Source organism: Micromonospora sp. L32, assembly GCF_052068055.1.
GTDB classification, from domain to species: Bacteria; Actinomycetota; Actinomycetes; order Mycobacteriales; family Micromonosporaceae; genus Micromonospora; species Micromonospora purpureochromogenes.
On the sequence record NZ_JBQHDD010000002.1, the window covers coordinates 307495 to 324690 of the forward strand.

The window sequence follows — 17196 nt, forward strand, 5'->3', positions numbered from 1 at the left end:
GGCGGCCGGGAAGAGGTCGATCACGACAGCCACCCCGCCTGCACGGCCAGGAACGCCGCCATCACGAGCAGCGCGCCGGTGAGGATGGACGTGGCGTACGACCGGACGAAGCCGGTCTGCAGCCGCCGGAGCCGGCCCGAGCCACCGCCGACCGCCGCGGCGAGGCCGTTGACCAGCCCGTCGACGCCCCGGTTGTCGAGGAAGACCAGCGCCCGGGTGAGGAAGATGCCCGGCTTCTCGAAGACCGCCTCGTTGAAGGCGTCGGTGTAGAGGTTGCGCCGGGCCGCGGTGACCAGCACGCCGGCCGGCTGCGGCGCGGTGGCCGTGCCGTTGCGGAACAGCATCCAGGCCAGGCCGGCGCCGAGCACGGTGACCAGCAGCGACAGCGCGGTGATCACGCCGTGCGACAGCACCGCGTGGTGGCCCTCCTCCTGGCCGCCGAGACCGGCGGTGGCCTCCAGCCAGTCCGGTACGGAGGTGGCCAGCAGGAAGCCGGCGCCGACCGAGCCGATCGCCAGCAGGATCAGCGGGATCGTCATCAGCTTCGGCGACTCGTGCGGGTGCTCGATGTCCTCGGTCCACCGCTTCGGCCCGTGGAAGGTGAGCACGAACAGCCGGGTCATGTAGAACGCGGTCAGCCCGGCGCCGAGCAGCGCGGCGCCGCCGAAGAGCCAGGCCGTCCAGCCCTCCCGCTCGAAGGCGGCCACGATGATCGGCTCCTTGGAGAAGAAGCCGGAGAACGGGAACATGCCGATGATGGCGAGCCAGCCCATCATGAAGGTGATCCAGGTGACCTTCATGTACTTGGACAGGCCGCCGAAGCGACGGATGTCCACCTGGTCGTTCATGCCGTGCATGACCGAACCGGCGCCGAGGAACATGTTGGCCTTGAAGAAGCCGTGCGCCAGCAGGTGCACGATGGCCAGCGCGTACGCCGCGCCGCCCAGTCCGACGCCGAGGAACATGTAGCCGATCTGGCTCACCGTCGACCAGGCCAGCACCCGCTTGATGTCGTCCTTGGCGGCGCCGATGACGCAGCCCATCAGCAGGGTCAGCGCGCCGACGCTCACCACCACGAGCTGGAGCGTGGCGTTCGCGGTGAAGATCGGGTTGGACCGGGCGATCAGGTAGACGCCCGCGGTGACCATGGTGGCGGCGTGGATGAGCGCCGACACCGGAGTCGGGCCCTCCATCGCGTCCGGCAGCCAGGCCTGGAGCGGGAACTGGCCGGACTTGCCGGCCGCGCCGAGCAGCAGCAGCAGGCCCAGCGCCAGCACGGTGCCGGCCTGGAGCGCGCCGACGCCGTTGAAGACCTCGTCGTACTGGGTGGTGCCGAGGGTGGCGAACATGATGAAGATGCCGATCGCCAGGCCGGCGTCGCCGACCCGGTTCATCAGGAACGCCTTCTTGCCGGCGGTGGCCGCGCTCGGCCGCCCGTACCAGAAGGAAATCAGCAGGTACGACGCCAGACCGACGCCCTCCCAGCCGAAGTAGAGCATCACGTAGTTGTTGCCGAGCACCAGCAGCAGCATCGCGGCGACGAAGAGGTTGAAGTACCCGAAGAACCGTCGCCGGCCCTCGTCGTGCGCCATGTACTCGACCGCGTAGAGGTGGATCAGGAAACCCACCCCGGTGATCAGCAGGACGAAGACCGCGGCCAGCGGGTCGAAGAGCAGACCGAAGTCCACCTTCAGGTTGCCGACCGTGATGAAGTCCCACAGGCTCAGCTCGACGGACTTGTTGTCCAGGCCGCGAAGCTGGAAGAAGTAGCTGAGGCCGAGCACGAACGCGGCGCCGATGGCGGCCACGCCCAGCCAGTGCCCCCAGCGGTCGGCCCGCCGGCCGAGCAGCAGCAGGATCGCCGCGCTGACCAGTGGAATCGCCACCAGCAGCCAGACGCTGCTCAGCAGGCCACCAGCCGGAGCGTAGGCGACGGCGCCGGTTGGCTCTGCCTGGGCGTACGTCAGAATCTCATCCACCGCAGGGCCCCTCAGTACTTCAGCAGGTTGGCGTCGTCGACGCTCGCGGAGCGCCGGGTCCGGAAGATCGACATGATGATCGCGAGCCCGACCACGACCTCGGCCGCGGCCACCACCATCACGAAGAACGCCATGATCTGGCCGTTGAGGTCACCGTTGATCCGGCTGAAGGTGACCAGCGTCAGGTTGGCCGCGTTGAGCATCAGCTCGACACACATGAACAGCACGATCGCGTTGCGCCGCACGAGCACGCCGACGGCGCCGATGGTGAAGAGCACGGCGGCGAGGATCAGGTAGTAGTCCGGCGTCATTTGTCCGTCCCCTTCAGCGCGGTCTCCTCGGCGGTCAGCTCCCGCTGCGGAAGGATCGCCGGGGTGCTGCGGTCGGTCAGCCGGCCGTCGGGCAGGCGGGCCGGGGTGGCCACCGAGGAGGAGGTGGCGAAGACGCCGGGCCCGGGCTTCGGGCCGGGGTAGTTGCCGGGGCGGAACCGGGACCGCATGGTGGCGACCTGGTCCATCTTGTCCTCCCGGCGCCGCTCGATGTGCGCCAGCACCATCGCGCCCACAGCCGCCGTGATCAGCAGCGCGGAGGTCAGCTCGAAGGCGAAGACGTACTTGGTGAAGAGCAGCCGGGCGATGCCCTGGACGTTCCCCTCGGCGTTGGCCTGCTCCAGGCCGACCGCGGTGACCCCGTCGAGCCCCCGGTAGAGGCCGGTGCCGACCAGGCCGGCGAAGCCGAGCCCGAGCAGCACCGCGGCGACCCGCTGGCCGCGCAGCGTCTCGATCAGCGAGTCGGAGGCGTCCCGGCCGACCAGCATCAGCACGAAGAGGAAGAGCATCATGATCGCGCCGGTGTAGACGATGATCTGCACCATGCCGATGAACGGACCCGCCTGGAGCACGTAGAACACGCCCAGGCAGAGCATGGTCAGCACCAGCCAGAGCGCCGAGTGCACGGCGTTGCGGGCCCAGACCATGCCGATCGCGCCGATCAGCGCGAGCGGGGCGAGGATCCAGAAGGTGACCTCCTCACCGCCGGACACCTGGCCCGCCGCGGCGAGCACCGTCTGCGTGGTCATGATCCCGCTCCCTTGCCTGCCGCGGACCCCTTGGCGGCGGCCCGCTGGGCGTGCTGCTCGGCGCCGGGGAAGGTCACCCCGGGGTGCTCCTCCACCTGGTACCGGCCCGGGCTGTTGGCCGCGTGCTCGGCGCCGGCCGAGGTGCCCGGGTTGGTCAGCGCGCCGACGTAGTAGTCCTTCTCGCTGTCACCCAGCCGCATCGGGTGCGGCGGCTGCTCCATCCCCGGCAGCAGCGGCGCGAGCAGCTGCTCCTTGGTGAAGATCAGATCCTGCCGGTTGTCCCGGGCCAGCTCGTACTCGTTGCTCATGGTCAGCGAACGGGTCGGGCAGGCCTCGATGCAGAGCCCGCAGAAGATGCACCGGGCGTAGTTGATCTGGTAGACGCTGGCGTACCGCTCACCCGGCGAGAAGCGCTGCTCGTCGGTGTTGTCGCCACCCTCGACGAAGATCGCGTCCGCCGGGCAGGCCCAGGCGCACAGCTCGCAGCCGATGCACTTCTCCAGGCCGTCCGGGTGCCGGTTGAGGATGTGCCGCCCGTGGTAGCGCGGCGCCGACACCGGCGGCTTGAACGGGTAGTCGGTGGTGACGACCTTCCTGAACATGTGCGAGAAGGTGACACCGAAGCCCTTGAACGTTCCGGTGATCGCGCCCACGTCACACCTCCCTGGAGTCCGAGCCGGCGATGTTGGCCGGCTCCCGCTCGGCGACCACGCGCTTGGTGCGCGGGCTCGGTGGTACCTGAAGGTCCATCGGAGGCAGCGGGAAGCTGCCGTGCGGCCGACTGTTGACCTGTTCCTGCACGGTCGGCTTCCGCTCCTGCCGGCGGCTCGGCCAGAAGAGCGTCACCAGCAGCAGCACGCCCGCGCCGATGGCGGTGGCGAGCAGCCGGTCCCGGGACTGCCAGTCCTCGATCGAGCGCAGCCCGGACAGGACCAGGATCCAGACCAGGTTGATCGGGAGCAGGACCTTCCAGCCGAAGCGCATGAACTGGTCGTAGCGGAGCCGGGGCAGCGTGCCCCGGAGCCAGACGAAGACGAAGACCAGGATCAGCACCTTGCCGAAGAACCAGAGCATCGGCCACCAACCGGAGTTGGCCCCGGCCCAGAAGGTGGTGATCGGCGCGGGCGCCCGCCAGCCGCCGAGGAAGAGCGTCGTGGTGACCGCGGACATGGTCACCATCGAGACGTACTCGGAGAGCATGAAGAGCGCGAACTTCAGCGAGCTGTACTCGGTCATGAAGCCCGCGACCAGCTCGGACTCCGCCTCGGGCAGGTCGAACGGCGCCCGGTTGGTCTCACCGACGGTGGAGATGAAGAAGATGATGAAGCTGGGCAGCAGCAGGATCGCGTACCAGCCGGGGGCCGGGAGGTCAAAACCGCCGATGCTGAGCTGGGTGCCCTTCGCCTGGGCGGCGACGATCCCGCTGGTCGACATCGTGCCGGCGGTCATGAACACCGCGACGATGCTCAGCCCCATCGCGACCTCGTACGAGATCATCTGGGCGCTGGAGCGCAGGCCGCCCAGCAGCGGGTACGTCGAGCCGGAGGCCCAGCCGCCGAGCACGATGCCGTAGATGCCCATCGAGGAGCAGGCCAGCAGCACCAGCACCGCCACCGGCACGTCGGTGACCTGCAACGGCGTCCAGTGGCCGAAGATGCTCACCATCGGGCCGAACGGCACCACCGACAGCGCGGTGACCGCGCAGATCACCGAGATGGTCGGCGCGAAGAAGTAGACGACCTTGTCGGCGGTCCGCGGGAGGATGTCCTCCTTGAAGGCCATCTTCAGGCCGTCGGCGAGGGTCTGCAGCAGGCCGAACGGGCCGACCTGGTTGGGTCCGGGCCGCACCTGCATGTAGCCGACGACCCGGCGCTCGAACCAGACGCCGAGCAGCGTGGCCAGCAGGCCGAAGACGAACGCGAAGACGATCTTGCCGAGGACCAGCCACCACGGGTCCTTGCCGAAGTCGGCCAGCGTCGGGTCCTGCGCGAGGTAGAGCGCGCTCACTGGTTACCCCCAGCGTTGAGGAGCGGACCCGGACGGTCGGTCTCGTCCGCCGCGACCCGGCCGGCCGGGATGGCCGTGCCGGTGGCGGCGGGAACGGAGATCCGTACGACCGCTCCGGACGTCGCGCCGAGGCTGCGCCGGACGGTCGAACCGGGTGAGTTGGTCGGCAGCCAGACGACGCCGTCCGGCATCTCGGTGATCTCCGCCGGCAGGGTCAGCGCCCCCCGGTCGGTGCCCACCGTCACCGGGTCGCCGTCGGCGACGCCGAGCGTCTCGGCGGTGCCCTTGCCCAGCCGGACCACCGGCGGGCGGGCGGTGCCGGCGAGGTGCTCGTCGCCGTCGGTCAGGCTGCCCAGGTCGATCAGCTGGTGCCAGGTGGCCAGCACGGCCTCGCCGGCGCCGGGCTGCGGTACCGCGGCGGGCGCGACGGACGGCGCGGCCGGGCGCTCGACCCGGGTCGGCGGCAGGCCGCCCAGCTCGCGGCGGACGCTGGGCACGTCACCGGTGCCCAGCCGGACGTCGAGCTGCGCGGCGAGGGCGTCCAGCACCCGGCCGTCGGTCATCGCGGCGGTGTTCAGCACCGCCTCGAAGGTGCGCAGCCGGCCCTCCCAGTCCAGGAAGCTGCCGGCCTTCTCGACCACCGGGGCGACCGGGAAGACCACGTCCGCCCGGCGGGCCACCGCCGAGTTGCGCAGCTCCAGGCTGACCAGGAACGGCACCGCGTCCAGGGCCTGCTCGGCCAGGCGCGGGTCGGCCAGGTCGGCCGGGTCCACCCCGGCCACCACCAGGGCGCCGAGCTGGCCGTTGGCGGCCGCCGCGAGGATCTGGTCGGTGTCCCGCCCGGCCTGGCTGGGGATCACCCCGGCCGGGATGTCCCAGGTCTCGCCGAGCTCGGCGCGGGCGGCCGGCTCGGTGACCGGACGCCCACCGGGCAGCAGGTTGGGCAGGCAGCCCGCGTCGACCGCGCCGCGGTCACCCGCGCGCCGCGGCACCCAGGCCAGCTTCGCCCCGGTACGCCGGGCCACGTCCGCCGCGGCGGAGAGCGCGCCCGGCACGGTGGCCAGTCGCTCGCCGACGAAGAGGATGGCGCCCTCGGCGCTGAGAGCCTCGGCCACCGTGTCGTGCTCGGCGAGCACGCTCGCCTCCTCGCCCGGCACCACCCGGGCCAGCTTGGCCCCGAGCTTCTCCAGGCCACGGGTGGCGAACGGGGCGATCGCGTAGACCGTCAGCTTCTTCTTCAGGTACGCCTTGCGCAGCCGCAGGAAGAGGATCGGGCACTCCTCCTCCGGCTCCAGGCCGACCAGCACCACCGCCGGCGCCTTCTCCACGTCGGCGTAGGTCACCTCGGTCGCCCCGGCGACCGTGCTGGCCAGGAAGTCGGCCTCCTCGCGGGAGACCGGCCGGGCCCGGAAGTCGATGTCGTTGGTGTGCAGCGCGACCCGGGCGAACTTCGCGTACGCGTAGGCGTCCTCGACGGTCAGCCGGCCGCCGGTCAGCACCGCGGTGCCCCGGCCGGAGTCCCGGGCGTCGCGCAGCCCGTCGGCGGCCCGGGTCAGGGCCTCGCTCCAGGACGCCTCGCGCAGCTCACCGGTGCGCTCGTCGCGGACCAGCGGGGTGCTGAGCCGGTCGAAGGCGCGGGTGTACTGGAAGCCCCACCGGCCCTTGTCGCAGTTCCACTCCTCGTTCACCGCCGGGTCGTCGCCGGCCAGCCGGCGCAGCACCTTGCCCCGCCGCCAGTCGGTGCGCTGGGCGCAACCGGCCGAGCAGTGCTCGCAGACGCTCGGGCTGGAGACCAGGTCGAACGGGCGGGCCCGGAACCGGTACTGCGCGCCGGTCAGCGCGCCCACCGGGCAGATCTGCACGGTGTTGCCGGAGAAGTAGGAGTTGAACGGCACGTCGCCGCTGTCGTCCCCGCTCTCCGCGCCGTACGCGTCGTCCCGGTAGATGTTGATCTCCTCGGCGGACGACCGGCCCATCAGGTCGATGAACTTGTCGCCGGCGATCTCCTCGGAGAACCGGGTGCAGCGCTGGCAGAGCACGCAGCGCTCGCGGTCGAGCAGCACCTGGGTGCTGATCGGCATCGGCTTCTCGTACTCCCGCTTGTGCTCGTGGAACCGGGAGTCGGTGCGGCCGGTGGACATGGCCTGGTTCTGCAGCGGGCACTCGCCGCCCTTGTCACACATCGGGCAGTCGAGGGGGTGGTTGAGCAGCAACAGCTCCATGACCCCCTCCTGCGCCTTCTTGGCGACCGGCGAGGTGAGCTGGGTGCGTACCACCATGCCGTCGGCGACGGTCTGGGTGCAGGAGGCGACCGGCTTGCGCTGCCCCTCCACCTCGACCAGGCACTGTCGGCAGGCGCCGGCCGGGGCCAGCAGCGGGTGGTCGCAGAAGCGCGGGATCTCGGTGCCCAACTGCTCGGCGACCCGGATCAGCAGCGCTCCCTTGGGGGCGGTGACCTCGACGCCGTCGATGGTGAGCGTGACGGTGTCGGGGGCCTTTACGACGTCAGTCATCAGTGCGCTCCCACCAACTGCTTGTCCGACAGCTTCGGCGCGGTACGTCCCTCGATGTAGTCGAGGTAGTCCTGCTTGAAGTACTTCAGCGACGAGGTCACCGAGCTGGTCGCACCGTCACCGAGGCCGCAGAACGAACGGCCCAGGATGTTGTCGCAGGTGTCGAGCAGGGTGTCCAGGTCCTCGTGGGTGCCCTGACCGGCGAGGATCCGCCGGTAGACCCGGACCATCCAGTAGTTGCCCTCACGGCACGGGGTGCACTTGCCGCACGACTCGTGGTGGTAGAACTCCAGCCACCGGTAGGTCGCGTAGACCGGGCAGTCCTGGTCGGAGAAGATCTGGGTGGCCGTGGTGCCCAGGATCGAGCCGGCCGCCGCCACCCCCTCGAAGTCCAGCGGCACGTCCAGGTGCTCGGCGGTCAGCAGCGGCGTCGACGAGCCGCCCGGCGTCCAGAACCGCAGGTTGTGCCCGGGCTGCATGCCGCCGGCCAGCTCGATCAGCTCGCGCAGGGTGATCCCCATCGAGCACTCGAACTGGCCCGGGTTGGCGATCCGGCCGGAGAGCGAGTAGATCATCGGGCCGGAGGACTTCTCCGTGCCCATGGTCTTCCACCAGTCCGCGCCGCCCAGCACGATGTACGGCACGCTGGCGATGGTGCCGACGTTGTTGACCACGGTCGGGCTGGCGTACAGGCCGTGGGTCGCCGGGAACGGCGGGCGCAGCCGGGGCTGGCCCCGGAAGCCCTCCAGCGAGTCCAGCAGCGCGGTCTCCTCACCGCAGATGTACGCCCCGGCGCCGGAGTGCACCACCAGGTCGAGGTCGAAGCCGCTGCCCTGGATGTTGCGCCCGAGGTAGCCCTTGGCGTACGCCTCCTGCACGGCGTTGCGCAGCCGGCGCGCGGCGTGCACCGCCTCGCCCCGGATGTAGATGTAGGCCCGGTTGGCCCGGATCGCGTACGACGCGATGATCACGCCTTCGACCAGCGAGTGCGGGTCGTGCGTCATCAGCGGCAGGTCCTTGCAGGTGCCCGGCTCGCCCTCGTCGGCGTTGACCACGAGGTAGTGCGGCTTGCCGTCGCCCTGCGGGATGAACCCCCACTTGAGACCGGTGGGGAAGCCGGCGCCGCCACGACCGCGCAGGCCGGAGTCCTTGATCAGCTGGATCAGGTCGTCCGGGTGCGCCTTGAGCGCCTTGCGCAACGCCGCGTAGCCGTCGAGCTTCTCGTAGGTGCCGATCCGCCAGGCGTCCGGCGACAGCCAGCGCTTGGTGAGCACCGGCGTGAGCTTGGCCAGCGTCTCCGGCCGAGGCGTGGTCACTTCTGGCCCCCCGTTTCGCTCGCGACGACGGGGCCGGCGTTGGCTCCCGCCTCCGCATCCTTGAGGTTGCGCTGCTGCGCACCGGCCTCGTCGCCGGCGGGCTTGCCGTCGCCGGCCGGCGGGTTGGCCGCCACGCCGGCGGCCTGCGCCTCCTGCGCGTCGCGCGGCGCCGGTGCGCTGCTGTCCGTCGGGACCTTGGTGCCCGGGGCGTCCGGCACGGCGGTCTGCGCGTCGGGCTGCCGGGTCTCGGCGGTACGCACCTGCGGCGACTTGTCGTCCGGCGCCTTCACGTCCGGGGCGGTGCTGCCGCTGGCCGCGGCGGCGGGAGCCGGCTCGCCGGTGCCGGCGTTGCCGGGCGTACCCGGCTTGGCGCCGTTGCCGCTCGCGGGCGGGGCCTTGGCCGGCTCGGCCTTGGCGGCTTCCGCGGCCTTCGCCTGCGCGGCGGCCTTGTCGGCCTCGGCCTTGCTCCGGATCGGGGTGTTCGGATCGAAGCCGGGCACCGAGATCCCGTGCTGCTCGGCCAGGCGCAGGCCGCGCAGGGTCGGCTCACCCGGCCCGCCGTCGGCGACCGCGCCTTCGCGCTCGTCGGCGAAACCGGCGAGCTGCACCGCCATCTCCTTGAGCGTGCAGAGCCGGGCGCCCCGGGTCGGCATCGGCCGGCCACCGGCGCGCAGCTCCTCGACCACCCCGAGGGCGCCCTGCGGGTCGACGCCGTCGAAGAAGTCGTAGTTGACGGTCATCACCGGGCCGTAGTCGCAGGCCGCGAGGCACTCGGCGTGCTCCAGGGTGATCTTGCCGTCGGCGGTGGTCTCGTCGTGCCCGACGCCCAGGTGCTCGGCGAGGGTGTCGTAGACCTCCTGGCCGCCGAGCACGTTGCACATGGTGTTGGTGCAGACGCTGACCAGGAAGTCGCCGGTCGGCTTGCGCTTGTACATGGTGTAGAAGGTCGCCACGGCGCCGACCTGGGCCTTGTTCAGCCCGAGCACCTCGGCGCAGAACTCGACGCCGGCCGGGGAGACGTAGCCCTCCTCGGACTGCACCAGGTGCAGCAGCGGCAGCAGCGCCGACCGGGACCGGTCGGCCGGGTACCGGGCGATGATCTCCCGCGCCCGCTCCCGGGTCTGCTCAGTGAAAGTCGTCATCAGAGCCGCCTTCCGTTCGCGACTGCGGGGCTCGCAAGCTCACTCCTCGCGCTCACCTGTCACACCCCCCCATGACGGGGTCCAGCGAGGCGCCACCGGCGATCACGTCGGCGATCAGGCCGCCCTCGGCCATCGCCGGGAGGGCCTGCAGGTTGACGAAGCTCGGCTCCCGGTAGTGCACCCGGTAGGGCCGGGTGCCACCGTCGGAGACCGCGTGCACGCCCAGCTCGCCGCGGGGCGACTCGATGCCGACGTACACCTGGCCCGGAGGAACCCGGAAGCCCTCGGTGACCAGCTTGAAGTGGTGGATCAGCGACTCCATCGACTGACCCATGATCTTGGCGACGTGCTCCAGCGAGTTGCCCATGCCGTCCACGCCGATGGCCAGCTGCGCCGGCCAGGCGATCTTGCGGTCGGCGACCATCACCGGGCCCGGCTTCAACCGGTCCAGCGCCTGCTCGACCAGCTTCAGCGACTCGCGGATCTCGGCGAGCCGGACCTGGTAGCGGCCCCACACGTCGCCGTCGGGGTGGGTCGGGACGTCGAACTCGTACGTCTCGTACCCGCAGTACGGCATGGTCTTGCGCAGGTCCCAGGCCAGGCCGGCGGAGCGGAGCACCGGGCCGGTCACGCCGAGCGCGACGCAGCCGGTCACGTCGAGGACCGCGACGCCCTTGGTCCGCTCGGTCCAGATGGGCTGGCCGGAGAGGAGGTCCTCGTACTCCTTGAGCTTCTTCGGCATCATCTTCAGGAAGTCGCGGATCTTGGCGATCGCCTCGTCCGGCACGTCCTGCGCGACGCCGCCCGGCCGGACGTACGCGTGGTTCATCCGCAGGCCGGTGATGGTCTCGAAGATGTCGAGGATGTACTCCCGCTCGCGGAAGCCGTACAGCATGATCGAGATCGCGCCCAGCTCCATGCCGGTGGTGGCCAGCCAGACCAGGTGCGAGGAGATCCGGTTGAGCTCCATCATCAGGACCCGGATGGTGGTGGCCCGCTCGGTCACCTCGTCGGTGATGCCGAGCAGCTTCTCCACCGCCAGCGCGTACGCCGTCTCGTTGAACAGCGGGGAGAGGTAGTCCATCCGGGTCACGAAGGTCGAGCCCTGGACCCAGTTGCGGTATTCGAGGTTCTTCTCGATGCCGGTGTGCAGGTAGCCGACGACCGAGCGGGCCTCGCGGACCGTCTCGCCCTCCAGCTCCAGGATCAGCCGGAGCACGCCGTGCGTCGAGGGGTGCTGCGGACCCATGTTGACGACGATCCGCTCGTCGTTGATCGGGTCGGTGCCGGCGACGACCTGGTCCCAGTCCCCACCGGTGACGGTGAAGACCCTGCCCTCGGTGGTCTCGCGCTCGGTCGCGTAGTTGGACGTGGTCACTGGTAGGACCTCCTACGGTCCGGCGGGGGAATCTCCGCGCCCTTGTACTCGACGGGCACGCCGCCGAGCGGGTAGTCCTTGCGCTGCGGATGCCCCTCCCAGTCGTCCGGCATCAGGATCCGGGTGAGGTTGGGGTGGCCGTCGAAGACGATGCCGAACATGTCGTACGCCTCCCGCTCCTGCCAGTCGGCGGTCGGGTAGACGGCGGTGACACTAGGCAGGTGCGGCTGCTCGGCGGAGACCGCGGCCTCCAGCCGGACCCGACGCCGGTAGGTCATCGAGGTGAGCTGGTAGACGACGTGCAGCCGCCGGTCGTCGGCGCCGAGGTAGTCCACACCGGAGACCGAGGAGCACAGCTCGAAGCGCAGCGCCAGGTCGTCCCGCATCACCTGGCAGACCTCGGCGATCCGCTCCGGGCGGACGTGCAGGGTCAGCTCGCCGCGGTCGACGACGACCTTCTCGATCGCGTCGCCGAAGGCCGGGTACGCCTCCTCCAGCGCGTCGCGGACCTCGTCGAAGTACCCGCCGTACGGCCGGGGGGTCTCCTCGATCGGCCGGCGCTGGCGGACCAGGCCGCCGTAGCCGGAGACGTCACCGCTGCCCTGGTTGCCGAACATGCCGCGGCCGGCCGGGCTGGACGGCGGGTGCTCGGCGGGGGCGCCGCTGCTGGCCCCCGCCGGGGTGACCGGTACCGGCACCCCGCCGTCGTTGGTCCTGTCGTTCGGTGCGGTCACTTCGGGCCCCCGTGCGCGTGGAGGTGGTTCTGGGCGTTCATCCAGTTCTCGATCCGCAACTGCTCCTCGCGCCCCTCGCGGACGGCCTTCGTCCACTCGGCACGCCGGGCCTTGTCGTTGCGGTACGAGGACGGCATCGAGCCGTACGGCACGACCGGGACGTCGCCGCGCTCCTGGCGGGCCTGGAGCATCTTGCGGCCGTTCGCGCCCAGCGGCTCGTACATGATCTTCTCGCGGAGCTTGAGGATCGCGTCGATGAGCATCTCGGGCCGGGGCGGGCAGCCGGGGAGGTACATGTCCACCGGCACCACGTGGTCGACGCCCTGGACGATCGCGTAGTTGTTGAACATGCCGCCGCTGCTGGCGCAGACGCCCATGGAGAGCACCCAGCGGGGCTCCGCCATCTGGTCGTAGATCTGGCGCAGGACCGGAGCCATCTTCTGGCTCACCCGGCCGGCCACGATCATCAGGTCGGCCTGACGCGGCGAGGCCCGGAAGACCTCCATGCCCCAGCGGCCCATGTCGTAGTGCGGGCCACCGGCGGCCATCATCTCGATGGCGCAGCAGGCCAGGCCGAAGGTGGCGCCCCAGACGGACGACTTCCGCGACCAGTTGACCAGCTTCTCCACGGAGGTGAGCAGGACGCCGGCGGGGAGCTTCTCCTCGATGCCCATCTGACGTACCTCCCTCAGTCCCAGTCCAGGCCGCCGCGCCGCCACACGTAGGCGTAAGCGACGAAGACCGCGACGATGAACATGACCATCTCCACGAAGCCGAAGATCGGCAGGGCGTCGAACGAGACCGCCCAGGGGTAGAGGAAGATGATCTCGATGTCGAAGACGATGAAGAGCATCGCCGTCAGGTAGAACTTGATCGGGAACCGACCGCCGCCGACCGGCTGCGGGCTCGGCTCGATGCCGCACTCGTACGCCTCGAGCTTGGCCTTGTTGAAGCGCCGGGGACCGGCGAAGCGGGCGGCGGCCACGGAGAACAGCGAGAACCCCGCGGCGAGGGCGAACAGCCCGATGATCGGTGCGTAAGGCGAGAGCGACATCTTTTCTCCTGCTCGTCCTTCCCCTGCCCCTGGTGCTTGACGAAAATCACACTATTCACGTCCCTCGCCGGGTCCTCCAGCGGGGGTCGATCTCTGTCCCGCCGGGCCGGCACCGGCCCGGACGTGGTCCTTCAGACGGCTGGCGCCGCCTTCGTCATCGCGTTGATGACCCGGTCCATCGCGTCCCCGCCGCGGGGGTCGGTCAGGTTGGCCAGCAGCTTGAGCACGAAGCGCATCAGCGTCGGGTGCGGCATGCCGTGCTTGGTGGCCATGCGCATGATCTCCGGACGGCCGATCAGCTTCACGAAGATCCCGCCGAGCCGGTAGTAGCCGCCGAACCGCGCCTTCAGCTCCGTCGGGTACGCCGCCAGCGCGCGCTCCCGCTCCGGGCCGGCGGGCCGGGCCAGCGCCTGCACCATCACCTCGGCGGCCAGCTCGCCGGACTCCATCGCGTACGCGATGCCCTCGCCGTTGAACGGGTTGACCATGCCGCCGGAGTCGCCGACCAGCAGCACGCCCCGGGTGTAGTGCGGAACCCGGTTGAAGCCCATCGGCAGCGCCGCGCCGAGGATCGGGCCCTCGGCGTTCGTCTCGTCGGTCATCCCCCAGTCCTCGGGGGTGTTGGCCAGCCAGTCGGTGAGCAGCCGGCGGTAGTTGGTCTTGCCGAAGGCCGAGGAGGAGTTGAGCACGCCCAGGCCGACGTTGACCCGGCCGTCGCCGAGGCCGAAGATCCAGCCGTAGCCGGGCAGCAGGTTGTCGCCGCTGTCCTTGCTGCGCAGCTCCAGCCAGGACTCCAGGTAGTTGTCGTCGTGCTTGGCCGGCGAGCGGTAGTAGCGCCGGACGGCCACGCCGATCGGCCGGTCCTCCCGCTTGGCCAGCCCGAGGGCGAGCGGGAAGCGGCCGGAGACGCCGTCGGCGGCGACCACCAGCGGCGCGTGGAAGGTGGCCGGCTCCTTCTCCGGGCCGACCTCGGCCTGCACGCCGATCACCCGGTCGTCGGCGCCGAGCACCGGACCGACCACGTTCACGCTGGTGCGCAGCTTGGCGCCGGCGGCGACCGCGCGCTGGGCGAGCAGGTCGTCGAAGTCCAGCCGGGTGCGGACCAGGCCGTAGTTGGGGAAGCTGGCCAGGTCGGGCCAGTCCAGTTCGAGGCGTACTCCGCCGCCGATCACCCGCAGGCCCTTGTTGTGCAGCCAACCCGCCTCGGGTGAGGTGTCCACACCCATCCGGACGAGCTGCCGTACGGCGCGCGGGGTGAGCCCGTCGCCGCAGACCTTCTCCCGAGGGAACTCGGTCTTCTCCAGCAGCAGCACACGCACGCCGTGCCGCGCCAGGTGGTACGCGGTCGCCGATCCTCCGGGACCGGCGCCCACGACGATCACGTCGGCGTCGTTCTCCACCGCGGTCATCTGCGCCTCCTCCCGCATGCTCGTGAAATGCTTCACAAGCCGATCGGGTTGGAGTCTATGACCGGCGTTACACCACCGCCGGATGAGGGGTACCTAACTCGCCGGAAATCCGCCGTTCGGCGTCCATGCCGAGGTCAGGGGCGGGCCGGCGCGGCGGTGTCCAGGCCGGCGTCGACCCGGATCGTCTCGGGCAGGTGCTCGCGCAGCGCCCCGCCGGCGGCGCGGTCCAGCGCGGCGAGCACCTCGGCGACGACCTGACGGACGTCCGCGGGATCCGCGCCGGCCAGCTCCTTGAGCTGGGCGATGAGTTCGGCGGCGTCGTCGTCGGTGGCCCCACCCACCTGCTCTGGTCCCGTCATGGGGGCGAGCCTACGGGGCAAAGTGGACCAAAGCCGGATATTCACGAAAGAAGGCGGTCTGGCCGGATTATCGCCGGCCCGGCGTCGTCAGTCGCGGATCGCCCGGTGCAGCGCCACCACGCCGCCGGTCAGGTTGCGCCAGGCCACCCGTCCCCAGCCGGCCGCGCCGACCCGGGCGGCGAGCGCCGCCTGGTCGGGCCAGGCCCGGATCGACTCCGCCAGGTAGACGTACGCGTCGGGATTGCTGGACACCGCCCGCGCGACCGCCGGCAGCGACCGCATCAGGTACGACAGGTAGACCGTGCGGAAGGCGGGGTTGACCGGGGTGCTGAACTCGCAGACCACCAGGCGGCCACCCGGCTTCGTCACCCGGGCCAGCTCGCGCAGCGCCGCGTCGGTGTCGTTGACGTTGCGCAGCGCGAAGGAGATGGTCACCGCGTCGAAGCTGGCGTCGGCGAAGGGCAGCTTCAGCGCGTCACCGGCCAGCAGCGGCACCTCCGGCCGGGTCCGCTTGCCGGCGTGCAGCATTCCCAGCGACAGGTCGGCGCCGATTGCGTACGCCCCGGACTGGGCCAGCTCCTCGGTCGAGACCCCGGTGCCCGCGCCCACGTCCAGCACCCGCTCCCCCGGCCGCAGGTCGAGCGCGGCCCGGGTGGCCCGCCGCCAGGACCGGTCCTGCCCGAAGGAGAGCACGGTGTTGGTCAGGTCGTAGCGGGCCGCCACGCCGTCGAACATCGCGGCGACCTCGTGCGGCTGCTTGTCCAGGCTGGCGCGCTGGCCCTGCGGGGTACGGCTCACCCCTCCACTCTGCCAGCCCGGCTCCGGCCGGCGGCCGCTGGGTCGGTCGGCCGGCGGGTACGCGAAAGGGCGGGATGGTCGCCCACCCCGCCCTCGCGTCGTGGGTCGGATCAGTCCTCGGACTTCTCGTCGCCCGGGGTCACCAGCACCACCTTGCGCCGGCGGGAGAGCACCAGCAGTGCCGCGCCCGCGAGCAGCACCGCACCGCCGATGCCACCGATCAGGCCGACCTGCACGCCGGTCACCGGCAGGCCGCCGTCACCGCCACCGGTGCCGCCGCCCGAGGTCGGGGTCGCGGTCGGCTGGCCGCTCGGCGTGGCGGTGGGCTGGCCGGTCGGGCTCGGCGACGGCCCGGTGCTCAGGTCGACGAAGACGTCGAACTGGGCGGTGTTGTCCAGGTCGTCGGTCTCGGTGAACGCCCGGCGCTGGCCGAGGCTGGCGACCTGCGGCTCCTCCTCCGGCTGTCCCTCGGCGGCGTCGAGACCGGCGGCGAAGACGAAGCCCGGCCGGAGCACCTTCTCGGTGACGTCCGCGCCGACCTTCACCCGTACGTCGGAGGTGTAGAACTGGCCCCGCCGCAGCACCGCGCCGGCGTCCTCGCAGTACACCTGGGCGAGCCCGCCCAGCTCCTGCTCGACGCAGCCCTCGGGCACCTCGGCGAAGGTGACGCCGGCCGGCAGCGTGATGCCGTACGCGACGCCGGTCGCCTTCCGGCTGCCGTCGTTGTAGATCGCCCAGTCCAGCGGGGCGGTGTCGCCGGGCTTGACCGGCTTGAGGCCGGACTCGCCGGCCTCGTCGCCGTCGACCGCCACGTCGGCGTACACATCCTGCACCCAGGTGGTGAGGTCGTAGCCGGGTCGGGCGACGGTGATGTCGTGCTCGACGGTGTTGTTCTCCAGGTCGGGGTCGGCGGTGGCCGCGCTGATGGTGACCGTCAGCGTGCCGGCGTCGCCGCGCCCGCCCGTGGAGAAGAGCGGGATGCCGAAGTCCTCAGTGGTGCCGGCGGTCAGGTCGCCGAGCAGGCAGGTGAAGCGGGTGTCCTCGACCTCGCAGCCGTCCGGGACGACCACGCCGACCTTGCCGGCCTTGAGGCCCTTGGTCTCGACGGTGACCGCGACGTCCTTGGCGTCGACGGCGCCGCGCGTGTTGTCGACCTGGAACTTGAACGGCTTGGCCTTGGCCTCCTTGACGCCCTTGGCCAACTCCTTGCTGATCGGGATCAGCTCGAGGTCCGCCTGGTCGGCGGCGTGCGCCGGGGCGGCGACGGTGGCGAGACCACCGGCGGCGAGCAGGGCGACGGCACCGGCGCGCGCCAGGGCCGAGCGGTGGAACAGTGTCATCGATCCCCCGGGGTTAGGGACAGTGGAATGGGTTGCGGACCGAGCGGACGGTATCGGAGATCGACGGGCGTACGCCAGCGCCGCCGCGC

At 71.1% G+C, this 17196-nt stretch carries 16 protein-coding genes; all 16 read right to left on the reverse strand.

All coding sequences use genetic code 11. The features are described from left to right. Positions 1-20: 20 nt before the first annotated feature. The 16 genes from nuoL to ACTMTB_RS06055 all read right to left on the reverse strand — a co-directional run bounded on the left by nuoL (position 21) and on the right by ACTMTB_RS06055 (position 17107). The gene (gene nuoL / locus ACTMTB_RS05980; RefSeq protein WP_441143062.1) at positions 21-1979 is read right to left on the reverse strand and encodes an NADH-quinone oxidoreductase subunit L; all 1959 of its coding nucleotides are present in this window, start codon (positions 1977-1979) and stop codon (positions 21-23) included. Between the two features lie 11 nt (positions 1980-1990). Further along, positions 1991-2290 (reverse strand): NADH-quinone oxidoreductase subunit NuoK, encoded by a 300-nt coding sequence (gene nuoK / locus ACTMTB_RS05985; protein WP_088959269.1) that lies wholly within the window; start codon positions 2288-2290, stop codon positions 1991-1993. Next, positions 2287-3057 carry an NADH-quinone oxidoreductase subunit J gene (locus tag ACTMTB_RS05990; RefSeq protein WP_441143065.1) on the reverse strand — a complete coding sequence of 257 codons (771 nt, stop codon included), beginning with the start codon at positions 3055-3057 and terminating at the stop codon, positions 2287-2289. The genes nuoK and ACTMTB_RS05990 overlap by 4 nt, the downstream gene beginning before the upstream one ends. Then, entirely contained in the window at positions 3054-3710 is a 657-nt protein-coding gene (gene nuoI / locus ACTMTB_RS05995; protein ID WP_441143067.1) for an NADH-quinone oxidoreductase subunit NuoI, read from the reverse strand. The genes ACTMTB_RS05990 and nuoI overlap by 4 nt, the downstream gene beginning before the upstream one ends. A 1-nt stretch (position 3711) precedes the next feature. Continuing rightward, positions 3712-5064 (reverse strand): NADH-quinone oxidoreductase subunit NuoH, encoded by a 1353-nt coding sequence (nuoH, locus tag ACTMTB_RS06000; protein ID WP_441143069.1) that lies wholly within the window; start codon positions 5062-5064, stop codon positions 3712-3714. Further along, positions 5061-7577 (reverse strand): NADH-quinone oxidoreductase subunit G, encoded by a 2517-nt coding sequence (locus tag ACTMTB_RS06005; protein WP_441143071.1) that lies wholly within the window; start codon positions 7575-7577, stop codon positions 5061-5063. Before ACTMTB_RS06005 ends, nuoH begins: the two co-directional genes overlap by 4 nt. After that, positions 7577-8893: an NADH-quinone oxidoreductase subunit NuoF gene (nuoF, locus tag ACTMTB_RS06010; RefSeq protein ID WP_154940357.1), complete on the reverse strand. Its 1317-nt coding sequence runs from the start codon at positions 8891-8893 to the stop codon at positions 7577-7579. The genes ACTMTB_RS06005 and nuoF overlap by 1 nt, the downstream gene beginning before the upstream one ends. Further along, positions 8890-10035 carry an NADH-quinone oxidoreductase subunit NuoE gene (nuoE, locus tag ACTMTB_RS06015; RefSeq protein WP_441143073.1) on the reverse strand — a complete coding sequence of 382 codons (1146 nt, stop codon included), beginning with the start codon at positions 10033-10035 and terminating at the stop codon, positions 8890-8892. Before nuoE ends, nuoF begins: the two co-directional genes overlap by 4 nt. A 52-nt stretch (positions 10036-10087) precedes the next feature. Beyond that, on the reverse strand, positions 10088-11413 hold the full coding sequence (locus ACTMTB_RS06020; protein ID WP_179802748.1) for an NADH-quinone oxidoreductase subunit D: 1326 nt from the start codon (positions 11411-11413) through the stop codon (positions 10088-10090). Next, positions 11410-12147 carry an NADH-quinone oxidoreductase subunit C gene (locus ACTMTB_RS06025; protein ID WP_377609758.1) on the reverse strand — a complete coding sequence of 246 codons (738 nt, stop codon included), beginning with the start codon at positions 12145-12147 and terminating at the stop codon, positions 11410-11412. The genes ACTMTB_RS06020 and ACTMTB_RS06025 overlap by 4 nt, the downstream gene beginning before the upstream one ends. Further along, on the reverse strand, positions 12144-12821 hold the full coding sequence (locus tag ACTMTB_RS06030) for a NuoB/complex I 20 kDa subunit family protein (protein ID WP_088959278.1): 678 nt from the start codon (positions 12819-12821) through the stop codon (positions 12144-12146). The genes ACTMTB_RS06025 and ACTMTB_RS06030 overlap by 4 nt, the downstream gene beginning before the upstream one ends. A gap of 14 nt (positions 12822-12835) precedes the next feature. Further along, the gene (locus ACTMTB_RS06035; protein ID WP_088959279.1) at positions 12836-13201 is read right to left on the reverse strand and encodes an NADH-quinone oxidoreductase subunit A; all 366 of its coding nucleotides are present in this window, start codon (positions 13199-13201) and stop codon (positions 12836-12838) included. A gap of 131 nt (positions 13202-13332) precedes the next feature. Beyond that, a complete protein-coding gene (locus ACTMTB_RS06040; protein WP_280840671.1) occupies positions 13333-14610 on the reverse strand; it encodes a geranylgeranyl reductase family protein in 1278 nt (425 codons plus the stop codon). Positions 14611-14744: 134 nt separating this feature from the next. After that, complete coding sequence (locus tag ACTMTB_RS06045; RefSeq protein ID WP_088959280.1) at positions 14745-14969, reverse strand: hypothetical protein; 225 nt, start codon at positions 14967-14969, stop codon at positions 14745-14747. Between the two features lie 87 nt (positions 14970-15056). Further along, positions 15057-15767 carry a demethylmenaquinone methyltransferase gene (locus ACTMTB_RS06050; RefSeq protein ID WP_441143077.1) on the reverse strand — a complete coding sequence of 237 codons (711 nt, stop codon included), beginning with the start codon at positions 15765-15767 and terminating at the stop codon, positions 15057-15059. Positions 15768-15877: 110 nt separating this feature from the next. Continuing rightward, the gene (locus ACTMTB_RS06055) at positions 15878-17107 is read right to left on the reverse strand and encodes a PT domain-containing protein (protein ID WP_441143079.1); all 1230 of its coding nucleotides are present in this window, start codon (positions 17105-17107) and stop codon (positions 15878-15880) included. Positions 17108-17196 lie beyond the last annotated feature (89 nt).

Bases quoted from the DNA above. Each gene is read 5' to 3' on its own strand.
- nuoK (WP_088959269.1), bottom strand. From the start codon at position 2,290: ATGACGCCGGACTACTACCTGATCCTCGCCGCCGTGCTCTTCACCATC.
- ACTMTB_RS05990 (WP_441143065.1), bottom strand. From the start codon at position 3,057: ATGACCACGCAGACGGTGCTCGCCGCGGCGGGCCAGGTGTCCGGCGGT.
- ACTMTB_RS06005 (WP_441143071.1), bottom strand. From the start codon at position 7,577: ATGACTGACGTCGTAAAGGCCCCCGACACCGTCACGCTCACCATCGAC.
- nuoE (WP_441143073.1), bottom strand. From the start codon at position 10,035: ATGACGACTTTCACTGAGCAGACCCGGGAGCGGGCGCGGGAGATCATC.
- ACTMTB_RS06030 (WP_088959278.1), bottom strand. From the start codon at position 12,821: ATGGGCATCGAGGAGAAGCTCCCCGCCGGCGTCCTGCTCACCTCCGTG.
- ACTMTB_RS06035 (WP_088959279.1), bottom strand. From the start codon at position 13,201: ATGTCGCTCTCGCCTTACGCACCGATCATCGGGCTGTTCGCCCTCGCC.
- ACTMTB_RS06040 (WP_280840671.1), bottom strand. From the start codon at position 14,610: ATGACCGCGGTGGAGAACGACGCCGACGTGATCGTCGTGGGCGCCGGT.
- ACTMTB_RS06045 (WP_088959280.1), bottom strand. From the start codon at position 14,969: ATGACGGGACCAGAGCAGGTGGGTGGGGCCACCGACGACGACGCCGCC.
- ACTMTB_RS06055 (WP_441143079.1), bottom strand. From the start codon at position 17,107: ATGACACTGTTCCACCGCTCGGCCCTGGCGCGCGCCGGTGCCGTCGCC.